The organism is Bacillus testis, from assembly GCF_001243895.1.
Taxonomy (GTDB): Bacteria; Bacillota; Bacilli; order Bacillales; family DSM-1321; genus Bacillus_AD; species Bacillus_AD testis.
Genome location: NZ_LN851186.1, coordinates 3038312 through 3053598 on the forward strand (window position 1 = coordinate 3038312; position 15287 = coordinate 3053598).

15 protein-coding genes are annotated in these 15287 nt (G+C 44.0%); 3 read left to right on the forward strand and 12 right to left on the reverse strand.

What is annotated here, in order from left to right:
* Positions 1–10: 10 nt before the first annotated feature.
* The 11 genes from BN1765_RS15160 to BN1765_RS15210 all read right to left on the reverse strand — a co-directional run bounded on the left by BN1765_RS15160 (position 11) and on the right by BN1765_RS15210 (position 11493).
* Complete coding sequence (locus tag BN1765_RS15160; protein WP_050615925.1) at positions 11–703, reverse strand: GspMb/PilO family protein; 693 nt, start codon at positions 701–703, stop codon at positions 11–13.
* Entirely contained in the window at positions 700–1455 is a 756-nt protein-coding gene (locus tag BN1765_RS15165; RefSeq protein ID WP_050615926.1) for a hypothetical protein, read from the reverse strand. Before BN1765_RS15165 ends, BN1765_RS15160 begins: the two co-directional genes overlap by 4 nt.
* Positions 1456–2451, reverse strand: coding sequence for a type IV pilus biogenesis protein PilM (pilM, locus tag BN1765_RS15170; protein ID WP_050615927.1), 996 nt, complete (start codon positions 2449–2451; stop codon positions 1456–1458).
* 25 nt (positions 2452–2476) lie between these two features.
* Positions 2477–3232 carry a prepilin peptidase gene (locus tag BN1765_RS15175; protein ID WP_050615928.1) on the reverse strand — a complete coding sequence of 252 codons (756 nt, stop codon included), beginning with the start codon at positions 3230–3232 and terminating at the stop codon, positions 2477–2479.
* Positions 3233–3241: 9 nt separating this feature from the next.
* Entirely contained in the window at positions 3242–3814 is a 573-nt protein-coding gene (locus BN1765_RS15180; RefSeq protein WP_069203041.1) for a prepilin-type N-terminal cleavage/methylation domain-containing protein, read from the reverse strand.
* Positions 3815–3918: 104 nt separating this feature from the next.
* Entirely contained in the window at positions 3919–5130 is a 1212-nt protein-coding gene (locus BN1765_RS15185) for a type II secretion system F family protein (protein ID WP_050615929.1), read from the reverse strand.
* The gene (locus BN1765_RS15190) at positions 5131–6171 is read right to left on the reverse strand and encodes a type IV pilus twitching motility protein PilT (RefSeq protein ID WP_050615930.1); all 1041 of its coding nucleotides are present in this window, start codon (positions 6169–6171) and stop codon (positions 5131–5133) included.
* Positions 6172–6181: 10 nt separating this feature from the next.
* A complete protein-coding gene (locus BN1765_RS15195; RefSeq protein WP_050615931.1) occupies positions 6182–7843 on the reverse strand; it encodes a GspE/PulE family protein in 1662 nt (553 codons plus the stop codon).
* Between the two features lie 39 nt (positions 7844–7882).
* The gene (locus BN1765_RS15200; protein ID WP_050615932.1) at positions 7883–9229 is read right to left on the reverse strand and encodes a G5 domain-containing protein; all 1347 of its coding nucleotides are present in this window, start codon (positions 9227–9229) and stop codon (positions 7883–7885) included.
* Between the two features lie 21 nt (positions 9230–9250).
* The gene (locus tag BN1765_RS15205) at positions 9251–10003 is read right to left on the reverse strand and encodes a PRC-barrel domain-containing protein (RefSeq protein ID WP_050615933.1); all 753 of its coding nucleotides are present in this window, start codon (positions 10001–10003) and stop codon (positions 9251–9253) included.
* Between the two features lie 62 nt (positions 10004–10065).
* Positions 10066–11493 (reverse strand): hypothetical protein, encoded by a 1428-nt coding sequence (locus BN1765_RS15210; protein ID WP_147554212.1) that lies wholly within the window; start codon positions 11491–11493, stop codon positions 10066–10068.
* A gap of 118 nt (positions 11494–11611) precedes the next feature.
* Here BN1765_RS15210 and BN1765_RS15215 point away from each other — a divergent pair, with 118 nt between their 5' ends.
* Genes BN1765_RS15215 through BN1765_RS15225 form a run of 3 tightly spaced genes read left to right on the forward strand, consistent with a single transcriptional unit; the run spans position 11612 to position 14342 of the window.
* Positions 11612–12112, forward strand: coding sequence for a prepilin-type N-terminal cleavage/methylation domain-containing protein (locus BN1765_RS15215; RefSeq protein WP_050615935.1), 501 nt, complete (start codon positions 11612–11614; stop codon positions 12110–12112).
* Positions 12105–12737, forward strand: coding sequence for a PilW family protein (locus tag BN1765_RS15220; protein ID WP_050615936.1), 633 nt, complete (start codon positions 12105–12107; stop codon positions 12735–12737). Before BN1765_RS15215 ends, BN1765_RS15220 begins: the two co-directional genes overlap by 8 nt.
* Before the next feature lie 15 nt (positions 12738–12752).
* Complete coding sequence (locus BN1765_RS15225; RefSeq protein WP_050615937.1) at positions 12753–14342, forward strand: hypothetical protein; 1590 nt, start codon at positions 12753–12755, stop codon at positions 14340–14342.
* Positions 14343–14387: 45 nt separating this feature from the next.
* Here BN1765_RS15225 and BN1765_RS15230 read toward each other — a convergent pair whose 3' ends face one another.
* Entirely contained in the window at positions 14388–15212 is an 825-nt protein-coding gene (locus BN1765_RS15230) for an ankyrin repeat domain-containing protein (RefSeq protein ID WP_050615938.1), read from the reverse strand.
* Positions 15213–15287 lie beyond the last annotated feature (75 nt).

The window sequence follows — 15287 nt, forward strand, 5'->3', positions numbered from 1 at the left end:
TATTTCTTTGTTATTGATCGCTGTCTTCGTGATTATTGAAGGGATTTGCCTTTCGTCCCGGTTGTGGCTTGTCCATTGCCGGCAGATCCTTCTCTAAATCTTGGAGGGCAGGCGCATAGTAAGCAGAAACAGTTAGGCTGTAATCCAAAGGAGCTGCCGACTGCTCGATCGACGTTACTTCTTCTTCCCCCGTAAACGTAAGATTATCAATGGTCAATATCCGTTGCATGCCTTCAATCGTCGACAAAAAGGCATTCAATTCTTTATAAGTGGGCGATTGGACATTCAACGTCACCGTCATCTTTTGCAACCCTTCTACTCCTGGTTGGGCAGCAGAGACGGTATTACTTTCTCCTTCCCCACCTGTTCCGTCTTCGGAGAACGACATATTTTGAACGAAACTGTTGGAAATCGTTTCGGCTTTTTCAATATTCATTACAATTTGTTGGACAAGAGGCTTTACCGGCAGTTTCTTCTGCAGCTGGGTACTTTTCTCAAAGGATACTTCCTGAACCGGCTTTGCTTTTGATTGCAATGCAGCCACGACATTTTCCTGATTGCGAAGCTCCTGCTCTTTCAGAACGATTGAATTCTGCATAGGGTATACTTTCCAGAAGAACAGGACTGCGATGACGATAGCTGCCAAAAGGGACGCACCCACCACGATCAGCATCTGCTTCTTCGATAGAGAGGCATTCATCATTCACCATCTCCTTTCGATTCGCCGGGTGAACTTCCTTGTTCAGAGGGCTGCGCTTGCTTCTGGATAAACTCTTTATTCAACTTCACCTCATATTGGGCGGTATAACGAGGTAAGTATTGGCCGTTTTCCAATTGATCAGTTGTTCCTGTGCCATGGACGGATTGCTTCTTCTCGCTTTCTTGTTCTGGATCTCCAGGAACAGGGCCGTTATCTTTTTTGCTCTCTTCGTTCTCTTGTTGGACATCATCTTCAGTCTGTGTTTCAGCTTTTATGGCTGGTTTCGTTGACAAAGAGGAAAGTTTGGCATCACGGATCCATTTCGAATGTACAAGATCATCTAGATATTGTGCAGACTGTCTAGCTGAATCGAATTGAACAGTTAACTGGACATCTCCCTCAGAAACATAGGAAAAGTCCATAAAAAATCCCCTTTCAGGCAACAATGACACCAGCACTTTCAATAAAGGAACCGTCTTGATCGGATACTTTTCAGACCAATCAACCAGCTTCTGCAGCTGCACAAAGGAATCAGCCTTCTCATTGCTATCCTGTTTTTGTTGTTCAATGATCGCCAACTGCTGAGCGGATTGAATTTGCCGCTCAAGATGAGCAACATGCTGCTTGTCACGATTGAACATCCCAAACAAGTAAACGGATGCACCGATTAAGACAACCAGTACAACACCTAACAAAATAGCGAATAAATAGTGTTTCGGCTGTTTTTTGGGAAGAAGGTTAATTTCAATCAGCATCTATAGCCCCCCTCTCAAGCCGAGGCCTGCTACAGAATAATAAGAAGAAACTTGCTCAATATCGCCAAGCGCTTGCAGTCTTTCGTCACCCAACCAATTCAGTTCCATAGGGAAACGTTCTTTTAAATTCTTCTCGATTCGAGGCATAAAAGGATGGTCGCCGAACAAAACCACTCTGGTCACTTCGTTCAGGCTATTATTCATATTATATTTATAGAAAGAAACCACTCTTTCGATTTCTTTATAGACATCTTCCATCAATTGAAAATAATCCTCTTCGTCCCCGTTCATCACCCAACGATAGTTCCCTTCATCAAGCGGTTCCCTTTCCCATATTTCCTGGTCAGCCGGAATGAGGATATGGCGTAAATAGAGCGGAGTATCGTCGGAAAAGATGGAAATCATGACGCCATACAAGCCAAACTGCAAAATAAGAAGATGTTCCCCACGCTGCGGCAAATCTAACTGATGGTACAACCGGTAAGCCGCCAACGAAGATATATCTGCCACCACTGGCGTTAATTTGCATTGGGCCAGCAACTGCTGGTATTGAAGAATCACCTCTTCTGCAGCAGCAAACAACAGAACCTCTTTTTGTCCGTCGGCTTCCCCCAGAATATACGTATCAAACACAGGTTCCTCAAAAGGCAAATGAATGGAAGTCCCCAATTGCAGATACAAATACCCTTCTATTTCATCTTCATTCACTTCCTGGTCAATCATAATCTTTTTCATCACAACAAATTGATCCGGCACCATAAAACGGACCTGCCTTCTATTGATCCGCCAATCGGCTACGCATTGGTCAAGGATTGCTTTCAATGTCTCAATGTCGATGATTCGGCCACCCCTGACAATTCCCGCTGGCAATAAAAACTCACCAGATTTGTGGATGCTCGGCAGTTTGCCCGGCTTCATTTCGGCATATCGGATGCTATGGTCAGTGATTTCAAGATTGATTGTTTTATTGCTTCTGTTGAAGAGAGAGAAAGCCATAATAAGTCTCCTTACATATGTATTGCTATAGCAGCACGCCAAAATACCACTGGACAATGCTGGCGCCGAAATAATAAGAGGTCAGTGCACCAAGGGCGATAAAAGGGCCAAAAGGAACGGGCTGCTTTTTCTTCACTACGCCCGCTGCCATTAAGATGATGCCAATCACCGCTCCATAAAAAACGGAGAAAAACAGAGCCAAAAGCGTCAGCTTCACGCCAAGTGCCAGCCCCAATACAGCAAACAGCTTGATATCCCCGCCGCCCATGCCTCCTTTGCTGACAAGCGCAATCAACAGCAGCAAGGCAAAACCGACAATTGCCCCCAACAGCGAGTCAATCGGATTCAATGAATCTAAAAAGAGCATGAGGACGAGAAAAATGCCGGCAAACACGATTAAAATTTTGTCAGGAATAAGCATATACGCCAGATCCGAAACCGTCACAATGACCAATAACGATATCAGCGCATAAGCAAAAAGAAGTTCACTACTCCATCCAATCAACAAAGGGGAAATAGCAAACAACACACCCGTTAATAATTCCATCAACGGATAAAGCGGAGAAATCGGAGCCTTGCAGCTCCGACATTTCCCCTTCTGTATGATATATGAACCAACCGGGACCAATTCACCGGCACTTAATACATGCTTGCACTTCGGGCAGGAAGAGCGCGGCTTCACTATTGATTGTTTCATAGGAACGCGCAACCCTACTACGTTATAGAATGAGCCGAGTACTAGGCCTAGGGTGAAGAGATATAGACTGATTAAAAGAATCATAAAATATACTTATTTACCTTCTGGTTTTGGAGGTTTTGTATTATCGGCTATACTTTTTCTTGTCAACTCGTTTGATTCAATTTTATGAGTAGTAGAGTTTTCACTAAATAAAGCAAATGCAGCGCCACCTGAAGTTTGTATACCCCTATCTTTCTTTCCTTCCCCATTATTTATAAGCTTTACTGCAGTGATCTTACCGTCTGTTACTTCAACATAAGAACCGCTTGGAGCAGCACTTGGAATAGGTTTCGTTGTATCATTTACTCCTGCCTCATATTCACCGCCATCAGGGTCTTTAATCTTTTCAATATAGTTTTCATCATATAAATATTGCAACGACAAATAATATTGATCCGTGGTTAATGTTTTATCTGCGGTAACCGCTAAACGTGCCGAACTGATCATCTGCTCAGCATTGGCAATATGTGCATCTTTCTTGGTATTATCCAAAAGCCCGCCGATGCTTGGGATGGCAATTGCCGCGATGATGGCAAGAATAACGACGACAGCCAATAGTTCGATCAGCGTCAAGCCCCGTTCGTTATTCAGAGTATCCCTTAGTTTCTTCATTAATTTTTTCATTTACTTCCCTTCCCTCTAGTTCATTTTACTTACTACTATTACCTTATTAATTATACAATAAAATACATTAATTAACATATTTTTCTTTTTCATCTATTGTAAAATTACTGTTTGTTCACCTGGTTGAATATATCGAACATAGGCACCATGATGGAGATGACGATGGTCCCGACGAGCGCTGCCAGGATGACGATCATTAATGGCTCGATGAGCGATTTCAATTGGTCGGTGACTACCTCCACTTCACGCTCATAGAAGTCGGCCACTTTATTGAGCATCGTGTCGAGCGCCCCGGTCTGTTCGCCGATGGCAATCATTTGCGTGACAAGCGGCGGAAAGGCCCAGTGCGCTTTCATCGGCAGCGTGATCGATTGCCCTTTCTCCAAGGCGTCGCGCGATTCTTTCACCACGTTTCCGATCACTTCATTGCCGACAACTTCCTCCACGATATTCATGGCCTGCAAAATCGGCACCGATGAGGAAAACAAGGAACTTAATGTTCTTGTCATCCGTGCCAACACTGCTTTTTGCATCATTTTGCCGAAGACCGGCAGCCGGAGTATGAACAAATCAAAATAATATTTCGTCCTGCTGTTCTTGCTGAAAAAAGAAATAAAAGCAATCAGTGCAATCAATATAATTACAAGGACATACCAAGCCGACTGCATGAAATGGCTGGCTTTCAGGACGAACACAGTGATGGCGGGCAAATCGCCGCCAAAATCGGCGTACATATCGACAAATGTCGGCACAATGGCCACCAACAAGAAAATCAGAACAGCAATGGCCATGATGCCCACTACGACGGGATAAGCAAGCGCCGACCTAATTTTCTGCTGGGTCGCATGCTGTTTTTCATAATGGCCAGCCAACCTGTCCAGTGATTCATCCATATTCCCTCCGGCTTCTCCGGCACGGATCATATTGATGAACATAGGAGCGAATATGCGTGTGTGTTTGGAACTGGCGGCTGAAAAGGGGTTCCCTTCCCGCAAATCTTGTTCGATATCCAGAAGCGCAGAACGCAGATGTTTATTTTCGGTTTGCTCAGCCAGGATGCGGGTTGTATCGACCATCGTCACGCCGGCCTTGAGCAATGTTGAGAATTGCCGCAGGAAAATGACGAACTGGTGAAGTTTGACCGGATTGCCGATCGTAATATTCTTGGATAGAACTGATTGCTGGACTTCTTCTATGCTTGTGACTTTAATGCCGGACTGGCTTAATTTCACCACTGCTTCGCGCTTCGAACTGGCAACAAGGTTCCCTTGGGTTTTCCCTTTGCGGTCCCGCCCTGTATATTGGAATTTGGCCATTTATTCCACCTTTTTCCCGATGAATGGATCTGCCGCTTCTTTGGTAATGATTCCTTTTTGGACAAGTTCTTTAATACTGCTATCCAATGTATGCATTCCCTGCGCCCTTGATGTCTGCATAATGTTCACAATCTGATGGATTTTTTCATTGCGGATCAAATTGGAGACAGCAGCATTATTAATTAGGATTTCCGTAGCTGCTGTACGGCCCTTTTTGTCGGCTGTAGGGAAAAGCCGCTGCGACATGATGGCGACCAATACAGATGCCAACTGGATGCGGATCTGCGGTTGCTGTGCCGGCGGAAAGACATCAATAATCCGGTCGATCGTCGACGGGGCACTCGAGGTATGAAGCGTACCTAATACCAGATGGCCGGTTTCGGCAGCCGTAATGGCCGTATGGATTGTTTCCAGGTCGCGCATTTCGCCGACAAGAATGATGTCTGGATCTTGGCGCAAAGAAGCGCGCAAGCCGTTTGCAAAATTGCCTGTGTCGAATCCTACCTCACGCTGATCAATGATGCAGGTATTATGTTTGTGCAAATATTCAATCGGATCTTCCAATGTAATGATATGCTTGCGCATCACCGTATTCATATATTGGATGATAGCTGCGAGCGTCGTACTTTTGCCGCTCCCGGTCGGCCCCGTAACCAAAAAGAGGCCCTGCGGCTTATCCGCCACCCTCTTTAGGATGAGCGGCAAATCCAATTCTTCAAGTGTCGGTATTTGGGTGGGGACAATCCGGACGGCCAACGCAATGCTGGACCGCTGCTTATAAGCATTAACCCGGAATCGGGAAATGCCTTGTACGGCATAGGAAAAATCAAGCTCGCCCCGTTCCTTGAAAACCTCCCACATTCCCTCAGGCACCATCGTCTTTGCCATTTGCTCTGTTTCTGCCGGCATCAGCACATGCTTTCCGTATTTTTTCAATTCCCCATTCAGCCGCATGATCGGGGGCACACCTACGGTCAGATGGACATCCGAGGCTTTTAGTTCATAGGCGGCTCTTAAAATTAAATCGACTGTTTGTTTCATACGTACCCCTCTATTCCAAAATCGCAGCCCGTAAAATTTCTTCTGTCGTCGTCAATCCTTGCTTTACTTTTAATAATCCGTCATCAATAAGGAAAACCGTCTTATTTTTTATTGCCAGTTCCTTAAGTTTCGTGAATGCTTCGCCATTGATGATGGTCCGCTTCATTTCATCATTGATCACCAGGATTTCGTGGATAGCGATCCTTCCTTTATAGCCGGTCATATTGCAGGATGCGCATCCTCGGCCGCGCGTGATTTTATCGATTTTCATTCCCCGTTTGGCAAAAATCTCAACCTCACGTTTCATGGGCTCATGTATTTCTGCGCAATCCCGGCAAACTTTGCGGACAAGACGTTGGGCCACCACACCGCTCAAGGCCGATGCCACTAAAAACGGCTCAACCCCCATATCCATCAATCTAGTAACCGTAGACAGAGAATCATTTGTGTGGATGGTGCTTAAAACCAGATGGCCCGTAAGTGAAGCGCGTATCGCCACTTCAACCGTTTCGCGGTCACGGATCTCTCCGACCATGATGATATTGGGATCCTGGCGAAGGATAGAGCGCAGGCCGGTTGCAAATGTCATGCCGGTCTGACTGTTAACCTGAATTTGGTTGATGCCTTCCAGCTGGTATTCAACGGGGTCCTCAACTGTTATAATATTGACTTCTTCGTTGTTCAGCTTATTAAGGGCCGCGTATAGTGTCGAAGATTTCCCCGACCCTGTCGGACCTGTGATCAAGACAATACCGGTCGGCTGCTCGATCATGGAATGGAACCGCTGCAGATTGAGCTTATTAAATCCCAGGCGGTCGAGATCATTGAGCGATGCGCTCATATCCAATATCCGCAAGACAATTTTTTCGCCATAGATGGTCGGCAGCGTCGATACACGGATATCCACGGGCCGGAATTCAAGCATCATTTTGATGCGCCCATCCTGTGGAATCCGGTGTTCCGTAATATCCAATTTGGCCATGATCTTTATCCGGGCAATCAACACATTTTGCATATGGCGCGGCAGCACACGCTCAGTTCTGAGGACACCATCAATCCGGTAACGGATGACAAGCTTGGTTTCCTGGGAATCGATATGGATGTCACTGGCCTTTTGGGTAATGGCATTTAAAATAATCGAATTGACCAAGCGGACAACAGGCGAATTCTGTTCGACACTCTCTTCTTCCTGGCTATCCTGATTGACTGGAGCACTCGATAGAATCTCTTCCAACCCTTCATCATCATCGTAATATTTAGTGATTGTCCTTAAAATATCATCTTTTGTGGCAATGGCCGTTTCGATTTCAAAGCCGGTGGATAAGCGCAGATCATCAATCGCATAGAAATCCATCGGATCTGCCATCGCCACGTATAATTTATCTGCCTCTTTCTTAAGCGGCACAATCAAATTTCTTTTAGCAATTTGCTTTGGCACCACACTGAACAATGACGTATCGAAGGGATATCGATACAGGCTGACATGAGGAACGCCCAATTGGAACTCGAGCACTTCGATCAATTGCTGCTCTGTAATAAACCCTTTTTGCAGCAAGGCATCCCCTAGCTTTTGTTTGGGCGTTTTCTCTTCTAATGCCTTTTGCAGCTGTTCATTTGTGATTAAACCGGATTCCACCAATAGATCGCCGAGGCGCTTCCTTAGTTGTGGCATACTATCACCCACATTTTTCAAATTTCCGCAGGGCAAAGATTATTTTTTGGCATCTTTCGAATCATCAGGCTTTTGCCCATTGTCTTCTTTGCTGTCCGCTGTTGTTTTCTCTTCTTGTTCCGTTTCTTTTAAGCGATCATCATCTGCTTGTTTTTCATCCACAGCTGGATCGGACTCTTCATCGTTTTCTTCAGCTTCATTTTGGCCAGCTGTTTCGTCGGCTTTGACTGCGGGCACAGACAGACTGCGCAACTCAATCGCCGGAACTGGCGGATAGAAATCTTCAGAAATCAGCTCTTTCTTTATGGCAGAGCCGGATTCATCATAAATTTCCCTGAAAATCTTGATCATCTGCCCCTTTTGCCCTGGCTTCTTCACTTTTGTCAATCCGGCCGGCAACGAAGAATCGTATTGAACAATCGTCTTCGGCTCAAAAAATTGCTGCTCTTTCCCGATGACTGAATATCGGTACAGCAGAGGGCTTCCTTTCAACATGACGCTAAGGAATCCCTGCCTGTAGCTGAAAGCGAGCGTATACGAAGAAGCATTTTTATTGGCAAAAACCAAATCCAATCTATCTTTCGGCGACACTTTCGCTTCATAGCCCAATTTTGCATAAGAAGGCAAAGAAGCGCTAATATTGCGTTCAAGGATCGTAAAATTCGTCGGTAGAATCGCTCCATAAACAGCTGAAGCGATCATATTGAGCGTTTTGGGGCTATAGGCGTCCGTACCGCTGTCTTTAAGGGCTTTCTCAAGTGAGAATGTGCTTTTTCCTTTGATTGTCAGAGCAGGCACAGCCTTGACGAAGCTGGCCAACTCTTTATTGTCGGATGGCGAATGGATATCCGCCTTTGACAGCGCTTTATCCTGTCCGCTCTGATCCAATAAGAAATCTTCCAATTGATACGTTTGTTTTCCGCCGTCAAGCTGGCTTGCTTTGGACGTTAATTCCTGCTGTAGGCGCGTAACATTGTAAGCATCCGGATTGAGGCTATAAGATGTATCCTTCATCTGTTCGGCCAGGGCTTGCCGGTCAACGATGACAACCATTCCATTCGCTTTGCCGGCAGTGGCGGATGTCAGCGTCTCCGATATATTAAATTGAAATATTGAATTATCTATTTGATAGGATCGCTCCTTGAACACGAACGTGATGGCTGTGCCTTTCTTCCATTGCTCAGCAGCACCCTGCAGCATTCTCTCGGCCTGCTGCCTTGTCTTTCCAGCGATGTCATAGGTTCCTACTTTTGTATTCTCAGCAAACAGGCCCTCTTCTTTAAAGAAATCATCATATGCTTTTACGCCGAAATACGTAAAACTAAATATAAATGCCGTCGAGACAAATAATAGTAAAAACACTTTCACAACATGTGTGATCTTCAACTATAACGCCCCTTTAACTGGTTACGCTTCAACATGCATCGACAAGTCCACAATGACACTTGGATCGCCGTTTTGCGCTTTCTTAATATCCTCCACTGCCAAGATTGTCCCCTCGGTGAACAGTAAATCCCCATCTTGATTCTTGATGTCTTTTTTGACGCGCTTTCCTTCCAACAGCGAGATTTGTTTCTCTCTTAAAGCCGCCTCCACATCAAGCAAGCCAGCTTCATTTTCAGCAACAACCCCTTCAGCCTGCTGTTCCTCCTGGGAACCTGCCAACAGAGATTTCGCATCCGTATAATAATGGTTTTCAGCATCATCGTTTACGATGATGATATCGCGGCCATAGGTTAAAACAGCTTCCGATGAAATAACGACTTCATGGTCTGCCAGTTTCATTGTCGCTCCAATAATGCTGCCATTCTCTTCATCTACAAAATATTCGATAATTTCACCCAGCAATTGGCCTTTACGGGTAATGACTTTTGTATTTAAGATCTTGATTTTTTTATTGACCAGCTGGTTTGCAATTGGAATTTCATTCAAATCTATAACGGCATTTTCATTGGCCACTGTGACGGCATATTCACCGATCCCGATTATTTTCCTAAAAGGAATGGCCCTGACACTTACCTGCCAGTCTTCATGGTCAACCGTCAAAAAATCGACGGTTCCCTTTTCTGGATTGATTACCAGTGATTTTACTTTCCCTACTTCTGTTCCGTCATTAATGCTGATAATAGGCAATTCGATAATCTGTGCACTATTTTTCATTTTTTCCACACCCTTATATTTTCGCTATCAACCAATAGTACCATTATTTTCTACTATTTATACTATTTTTTACTATTTTGCAAGAATTGTTCTGTTATATAATTCAATTGGACTAAAAGCATAGGATACCTATCGAATCTACTTTGGAGTTCAACAAGCAATTCTTCCAATTTATCGAATTGCTTGGAGCGGATATATAATTGAATCAATTCGATGCTGAATACATAATACGCTTTTGCGGACAGATCGTTGTTCAAGTAGCTTTTAATAACCGCTTCCGCATCCCATTGGCTCTTGGTGGCAACCGTCAAACGGATATGTTCCAAAAATGTATTCACTAATTGCTTTTGCCACTGTGTTTCATCATTGGGTTCTGAAGGAATCGCTTCACTTTCCGCGCTGCCTTCCAATTCGGCCAACTCCATCCATTCCATTTCTTCAATCACGGCTTGTACAGGAATTGGGAAAGCAGGGACTTCGCTTTCTTCCACTACGTTCTCAGTTGGTTCTATCAGCCATTCTTCTTCATCCCTATTCTCTTCTTTCTCTATAGGCGCTGATTCTTCTATAGGAAGAGAATACCCATTTGTTGGTAGAACCTCAGCAATATCCGTCTCTTTTATCTCCATTGTCTTTAAGTTTTGCCTATCATCATGCTTTTCTTCGTCTGCCATAAGAAACAATTCCTCGCTATATAAAGAATCCTCTTCATCCATCTCTGCCAATATCTCTTCTAAAGGCGATATGAACGCTTCCTGGCCGCCCTCTTTTTCTATGAAAACTAGATCGGACACCAGATCATCAGACGGCAGCTCCAACGAGGCAGCGGCTTCATCCGTCTCTGCAGCAAGCAAAGATTCCTCTTCCACTATTTGAATGTCCTCTAGATTTTCCAACATGGGAATCACTTCCTCTTCTAGAGGCCCTTCACTGACAATGAATACATCACTGCTGTTTTCCACCTGCTCTTCCGTATGGATTTCCTCTGCAACCAAATCTATGTTTTGATTCTCTTCTGCTAGATTGTTAACAGGCAATATATTCTCCTCCTGAACGATGCCGCTATCTTTATCTTCCACAAAAACCATTTCGTGCTGTCCGCTAATCATTTGTTCGGATATTCCAGCAAAATCTGAAGGAAGTTCCTGATCTGCAGAATCGATTTGCTTTTTAAGGAAAACGTTCCGTGCCGATTTCACACTGGGCGGCTCCTGTGAAGGAGAAAAGAAGTCTAGTTCTTCTTCCGTATTGACCCCTGCGAATAATGCCGTTTGCAGCCTATTGGCTAATACATATGCCAACAACAACAAAAGCAGGATCAGCAAAGAGATTGTTTTCCACATAGGCATAATTTCAGACGCCCATACTCCCAGCAGCGAAAATACAATTGAGAAACCCAACAGAAAAAACTTTCCTTTCAAGGATAGCCCTGCCGGTAAAAAATAAAGAAAAGGCACTAAAATGACTGCCGCAATGACTGTAAATATCACAATTTCGATTTCCCTCACCTCAGATTCCGGAAAACATTCCAATTAATAAGACTTTTGTCATATTTTGCGCTGATTTTATTGTATAATAAATTAACAAGATTGGAAAGAAGTGACTTTAATGAAATTTCTTTTATTTTTTACCAACAAAAAGGGATTTACACTGCTTGAAGTCCTTCTGGCAGTGGCGTTGCTCGGTGTTATAACGATTACGGTCATGGGCTTTTTTTCACAGACATTCCATTTCGCCAAACAAAATGAAAACCGGACAGTTGCCGTCAATGTAGCGAGGAGTGTACTGAATTATGCCGAAAGCCAGGACTTTGAAAGCATGAATAATTTACTGTCCGCAAATGGCACCATTGGCAAAAATGGCGAAAAAACAATTCAAATAACCGCGGACAATTGCCAAATGCTCGGATTGAGCGGAGTAAATTGCCAAAAGAGGATCGATTCGAAGATCAATGATGTCATATACATAGGCACGATCACGATTGCCAGCCGACAACCTACGAATAACCGTACAGATGCTTCTCTATATAAGTACCTTTTGGATGCAAAAGTCGAAATAAAATGGAATAAACAAGACATTACGGTCAAGGGAGTCATTAAAAATGAATAAACTGCTGCTTTCCCAAAGAGGGATGACCCTAATTGAATTGCTGCTGTCCATCGTTCTTTCTTCCATTGTCCTTGCAGTTGTGTATTCCTTGTTCGCAACCGGCTTTGAGCTGTACCAAAAGGTGAAAGTCGAAGCGGAACTGCGGGACGATGCTGATTATATAGCCACAATGGTCATGAATGAATTCTATGAAAACTCACCGCGAACCATTGAAAACTGGCAATCTCAAGACGGAAAGAGCCTTGGAATCCAACTTGTCAGGGCCGGTGAAAAATACGTAGAAGAATATATTGTCGAAGACCAGCCACAAAAAGACTTGTTGATTGATGTCTACTTTACAAAAGAACAGCAAAATAAAAACACATTGCATATCAGAAGAAAAAATAGCAACACCGACCATACAGTGGAGATTGATACACCGCATTCTTCCATATTGGATGAAGATCCAAAGGATAACCTCTCAAAGTCCATCATCTCAGTCGGCACCTCTGGAAGATGCTTGGAAGGTAAATGCTCATCTGGAACAATTGAAATGACGCTGGTCCTTCAATCGAATAAAAAAGGGATTGCGGGTTCATTCATCAAAAGAAAACCTATCACATTCAAGAGCTCGTTCGGATTTTAACAATGGAGGAAGCCCATGAAAAATAATGAAAATGGATCTTCTTTATTAACGGTTTTATTGATGCTTCTTATTTTTACAGTACTTGGATTGGTCTTATTATCCGTTACGATCCAGGGCAGCAAACGCACGGAATATCGGGAGACAGAAGTGAAGGAAGAGATTGAGCATATGACTTCCCTGAAAGAAGCAGTTGCCCAAATCAAGAACTTTGTGGATGAACATAATGATCAGCTAAGCTCAAAAACGACCGAGGACGCTGTCTTAGGCGATTTTCTGAAACAAATGAATGATGCACATAGCGATTCCTATACCATTACCGACGTTTCCAAACAACCGCAATATAATGTTGGTGAAAGCCAGACAAGAGTGCTGCTGGCCAAAAGTAAAAAGGATGCGTTTGAGCAGCTTGTCTATATCACAGCAATGCCAAGCTTCATGAAATACGCTGTCGGATCACAAAGCAATCTTTTCATCAATGGAGCCGCTTCGATAGACGGCGACATCTATGCCAAAAACAAATTATTTGTCAGCCAAGAGGCCAATTATGTGTACAATTCGGAAAAGCTGAGCGTGGCTACAGGGCTTCCTTCGCTTAGCGCAGCAAGCACCATCTTTCTAGAGGATAATGCTTCGTCACGTTACCGGTTCTGCGCATCCAGCTGCTATCAAGTGAATGAAAAAACGGATCTTCCTTTCCAACTGCAAACCAGCCATTGGCAGGACAAAAGCAAAGCGATCAGAGCATTTTCTCCTGATAAAACACCGGTCATCAATAAAGATCCATTCGTTGATTTAAAACTGAAGCAATCGTTTCTCGATAAACTATCGTTGGCGGGCGTTGATCTTTCTGGGCTATCGGAAGACAGCAGCAAAGAAGAGATTAGCAGAAGATTAAGTGAGGAGATTTCCAATTATCCTGATAATAACAAGATAACGAGCTTTACCGAAATAGAGAAAAAAGGGCCAGGCAATTATTTTTATGAAGGATATACCAGCGAAAATGGACCGGATGCTTTCATCGACACTGATTCATTGAACATCGGCAGGGACCATTGGCTCATCATTAACGGTAATGCCAAGTTTTCAAACGATATAACGATAAACGGCAATGTTTTAGTCACTGGCGACATTTATTTCGAAGGTTCTCATACAATCGACTCTGTCATGTATGCACTCGGCAAGGCAACCTTTACCGATACAGATATTCGAAATCCAGCCACGGTTGATCCTTCACAGCCAACAGGTTTCATTATGATGGCTATGGAAGGCCTACAGCTGGCCATCTATGATAAATTTGCCTCTTCCAGCAAGAATAATACAATCAATGGTTTTCTTTATACGGACAGTTCGGCCGATATTTATGGCGTTGGTTCCCTTGTCCGTGTGAACGGCAGCATTTTTGCCAAACAAAATTTGAGCATTAATGCTTATCAAGGCGAAGCGAGTGGAGAGAAGGAACGGATTTCCTTCACACCAAGTTCATTGGAGACTGCTTCCCGCTTGAAAGTAAAAAATAATAAACGGCTGTTCATCGGCAAATCAAACGCATTGCCGAAAGTAACCAAGTTCGATGTGATTACGGACAATATCATCAAAAATAATTAGCCAAGATGAAAGGACGCAGATGTTTGGTTTCTGCGTCCTTTTTGTTTATTCCATCGCTTTCTTTCTTTTAAGATAATCAATCGTACTGGTATCTTCGAGAATCGTTGCCACATCATATGGCGTCTCGTTCTGATTGTTTGCTTTGGTCAACTGGCTACTGTCTGCCTGCAACAAGAGATCATAAATATCTGTACGCTGATTTTTAATAGCCTTAACAAACGATGTGTTCCCTTCCTTATCGACCTTATGGATGAGCGAAGGCGCCTTTTGTAAAATGAACGAGACTGTCTCCCGGTCCCCTCTTATGGCAGCAGCGTGCAGAATGGTTTCGCGCTGTTTGTTAACCGCACGGATATTTGCATGATGCTTGATCATTAGGGCAGCCATGTCTTTGTCACCATGCAGCACTGCATGGTGAAGCGCCGTATTTCCCTGTTCGTCTGTTTCTTTCAAGCCTCCTTTATTTTCTTCCATAAGCCGGTCAAAGACGCCTAAACGTCCCTTGACTTTTTTGTCGCTCCACACCGTTACGTGGATATGGTCGACCATGAGGGCAGCGGCATTCAATATTGCCTTATCTCCCACCTTCGCACCGTAGTCCAATAAAATCGACGCGATCTGATATTGCTGGTCGGCCAAAGCTTCTTCTAGAGGATCAATTCCGTCTCTCTTTTCATTGGCCAATCCTTCATTGTCTGCAAGTACTGTTTTCACTGTATGGCGATCCCCATTTTGAATGGCATTGAACAATTTCTTTTGCTGCGATGCTAATTCTTCTTGGCTTGGCCCGCGTGTGGCCCAAAAAAACAACGCGAGAACCGCCGCAATGCCGATGATGAGCGCCAATCCTTGTTTTAATCTCTTTGCCATGCCTTTCCCTCTCCCTCTGATTCTGGAAAGAAAATAGGCTGAATCAACATGAAAGTCGATTCAGCACGCTTCGAT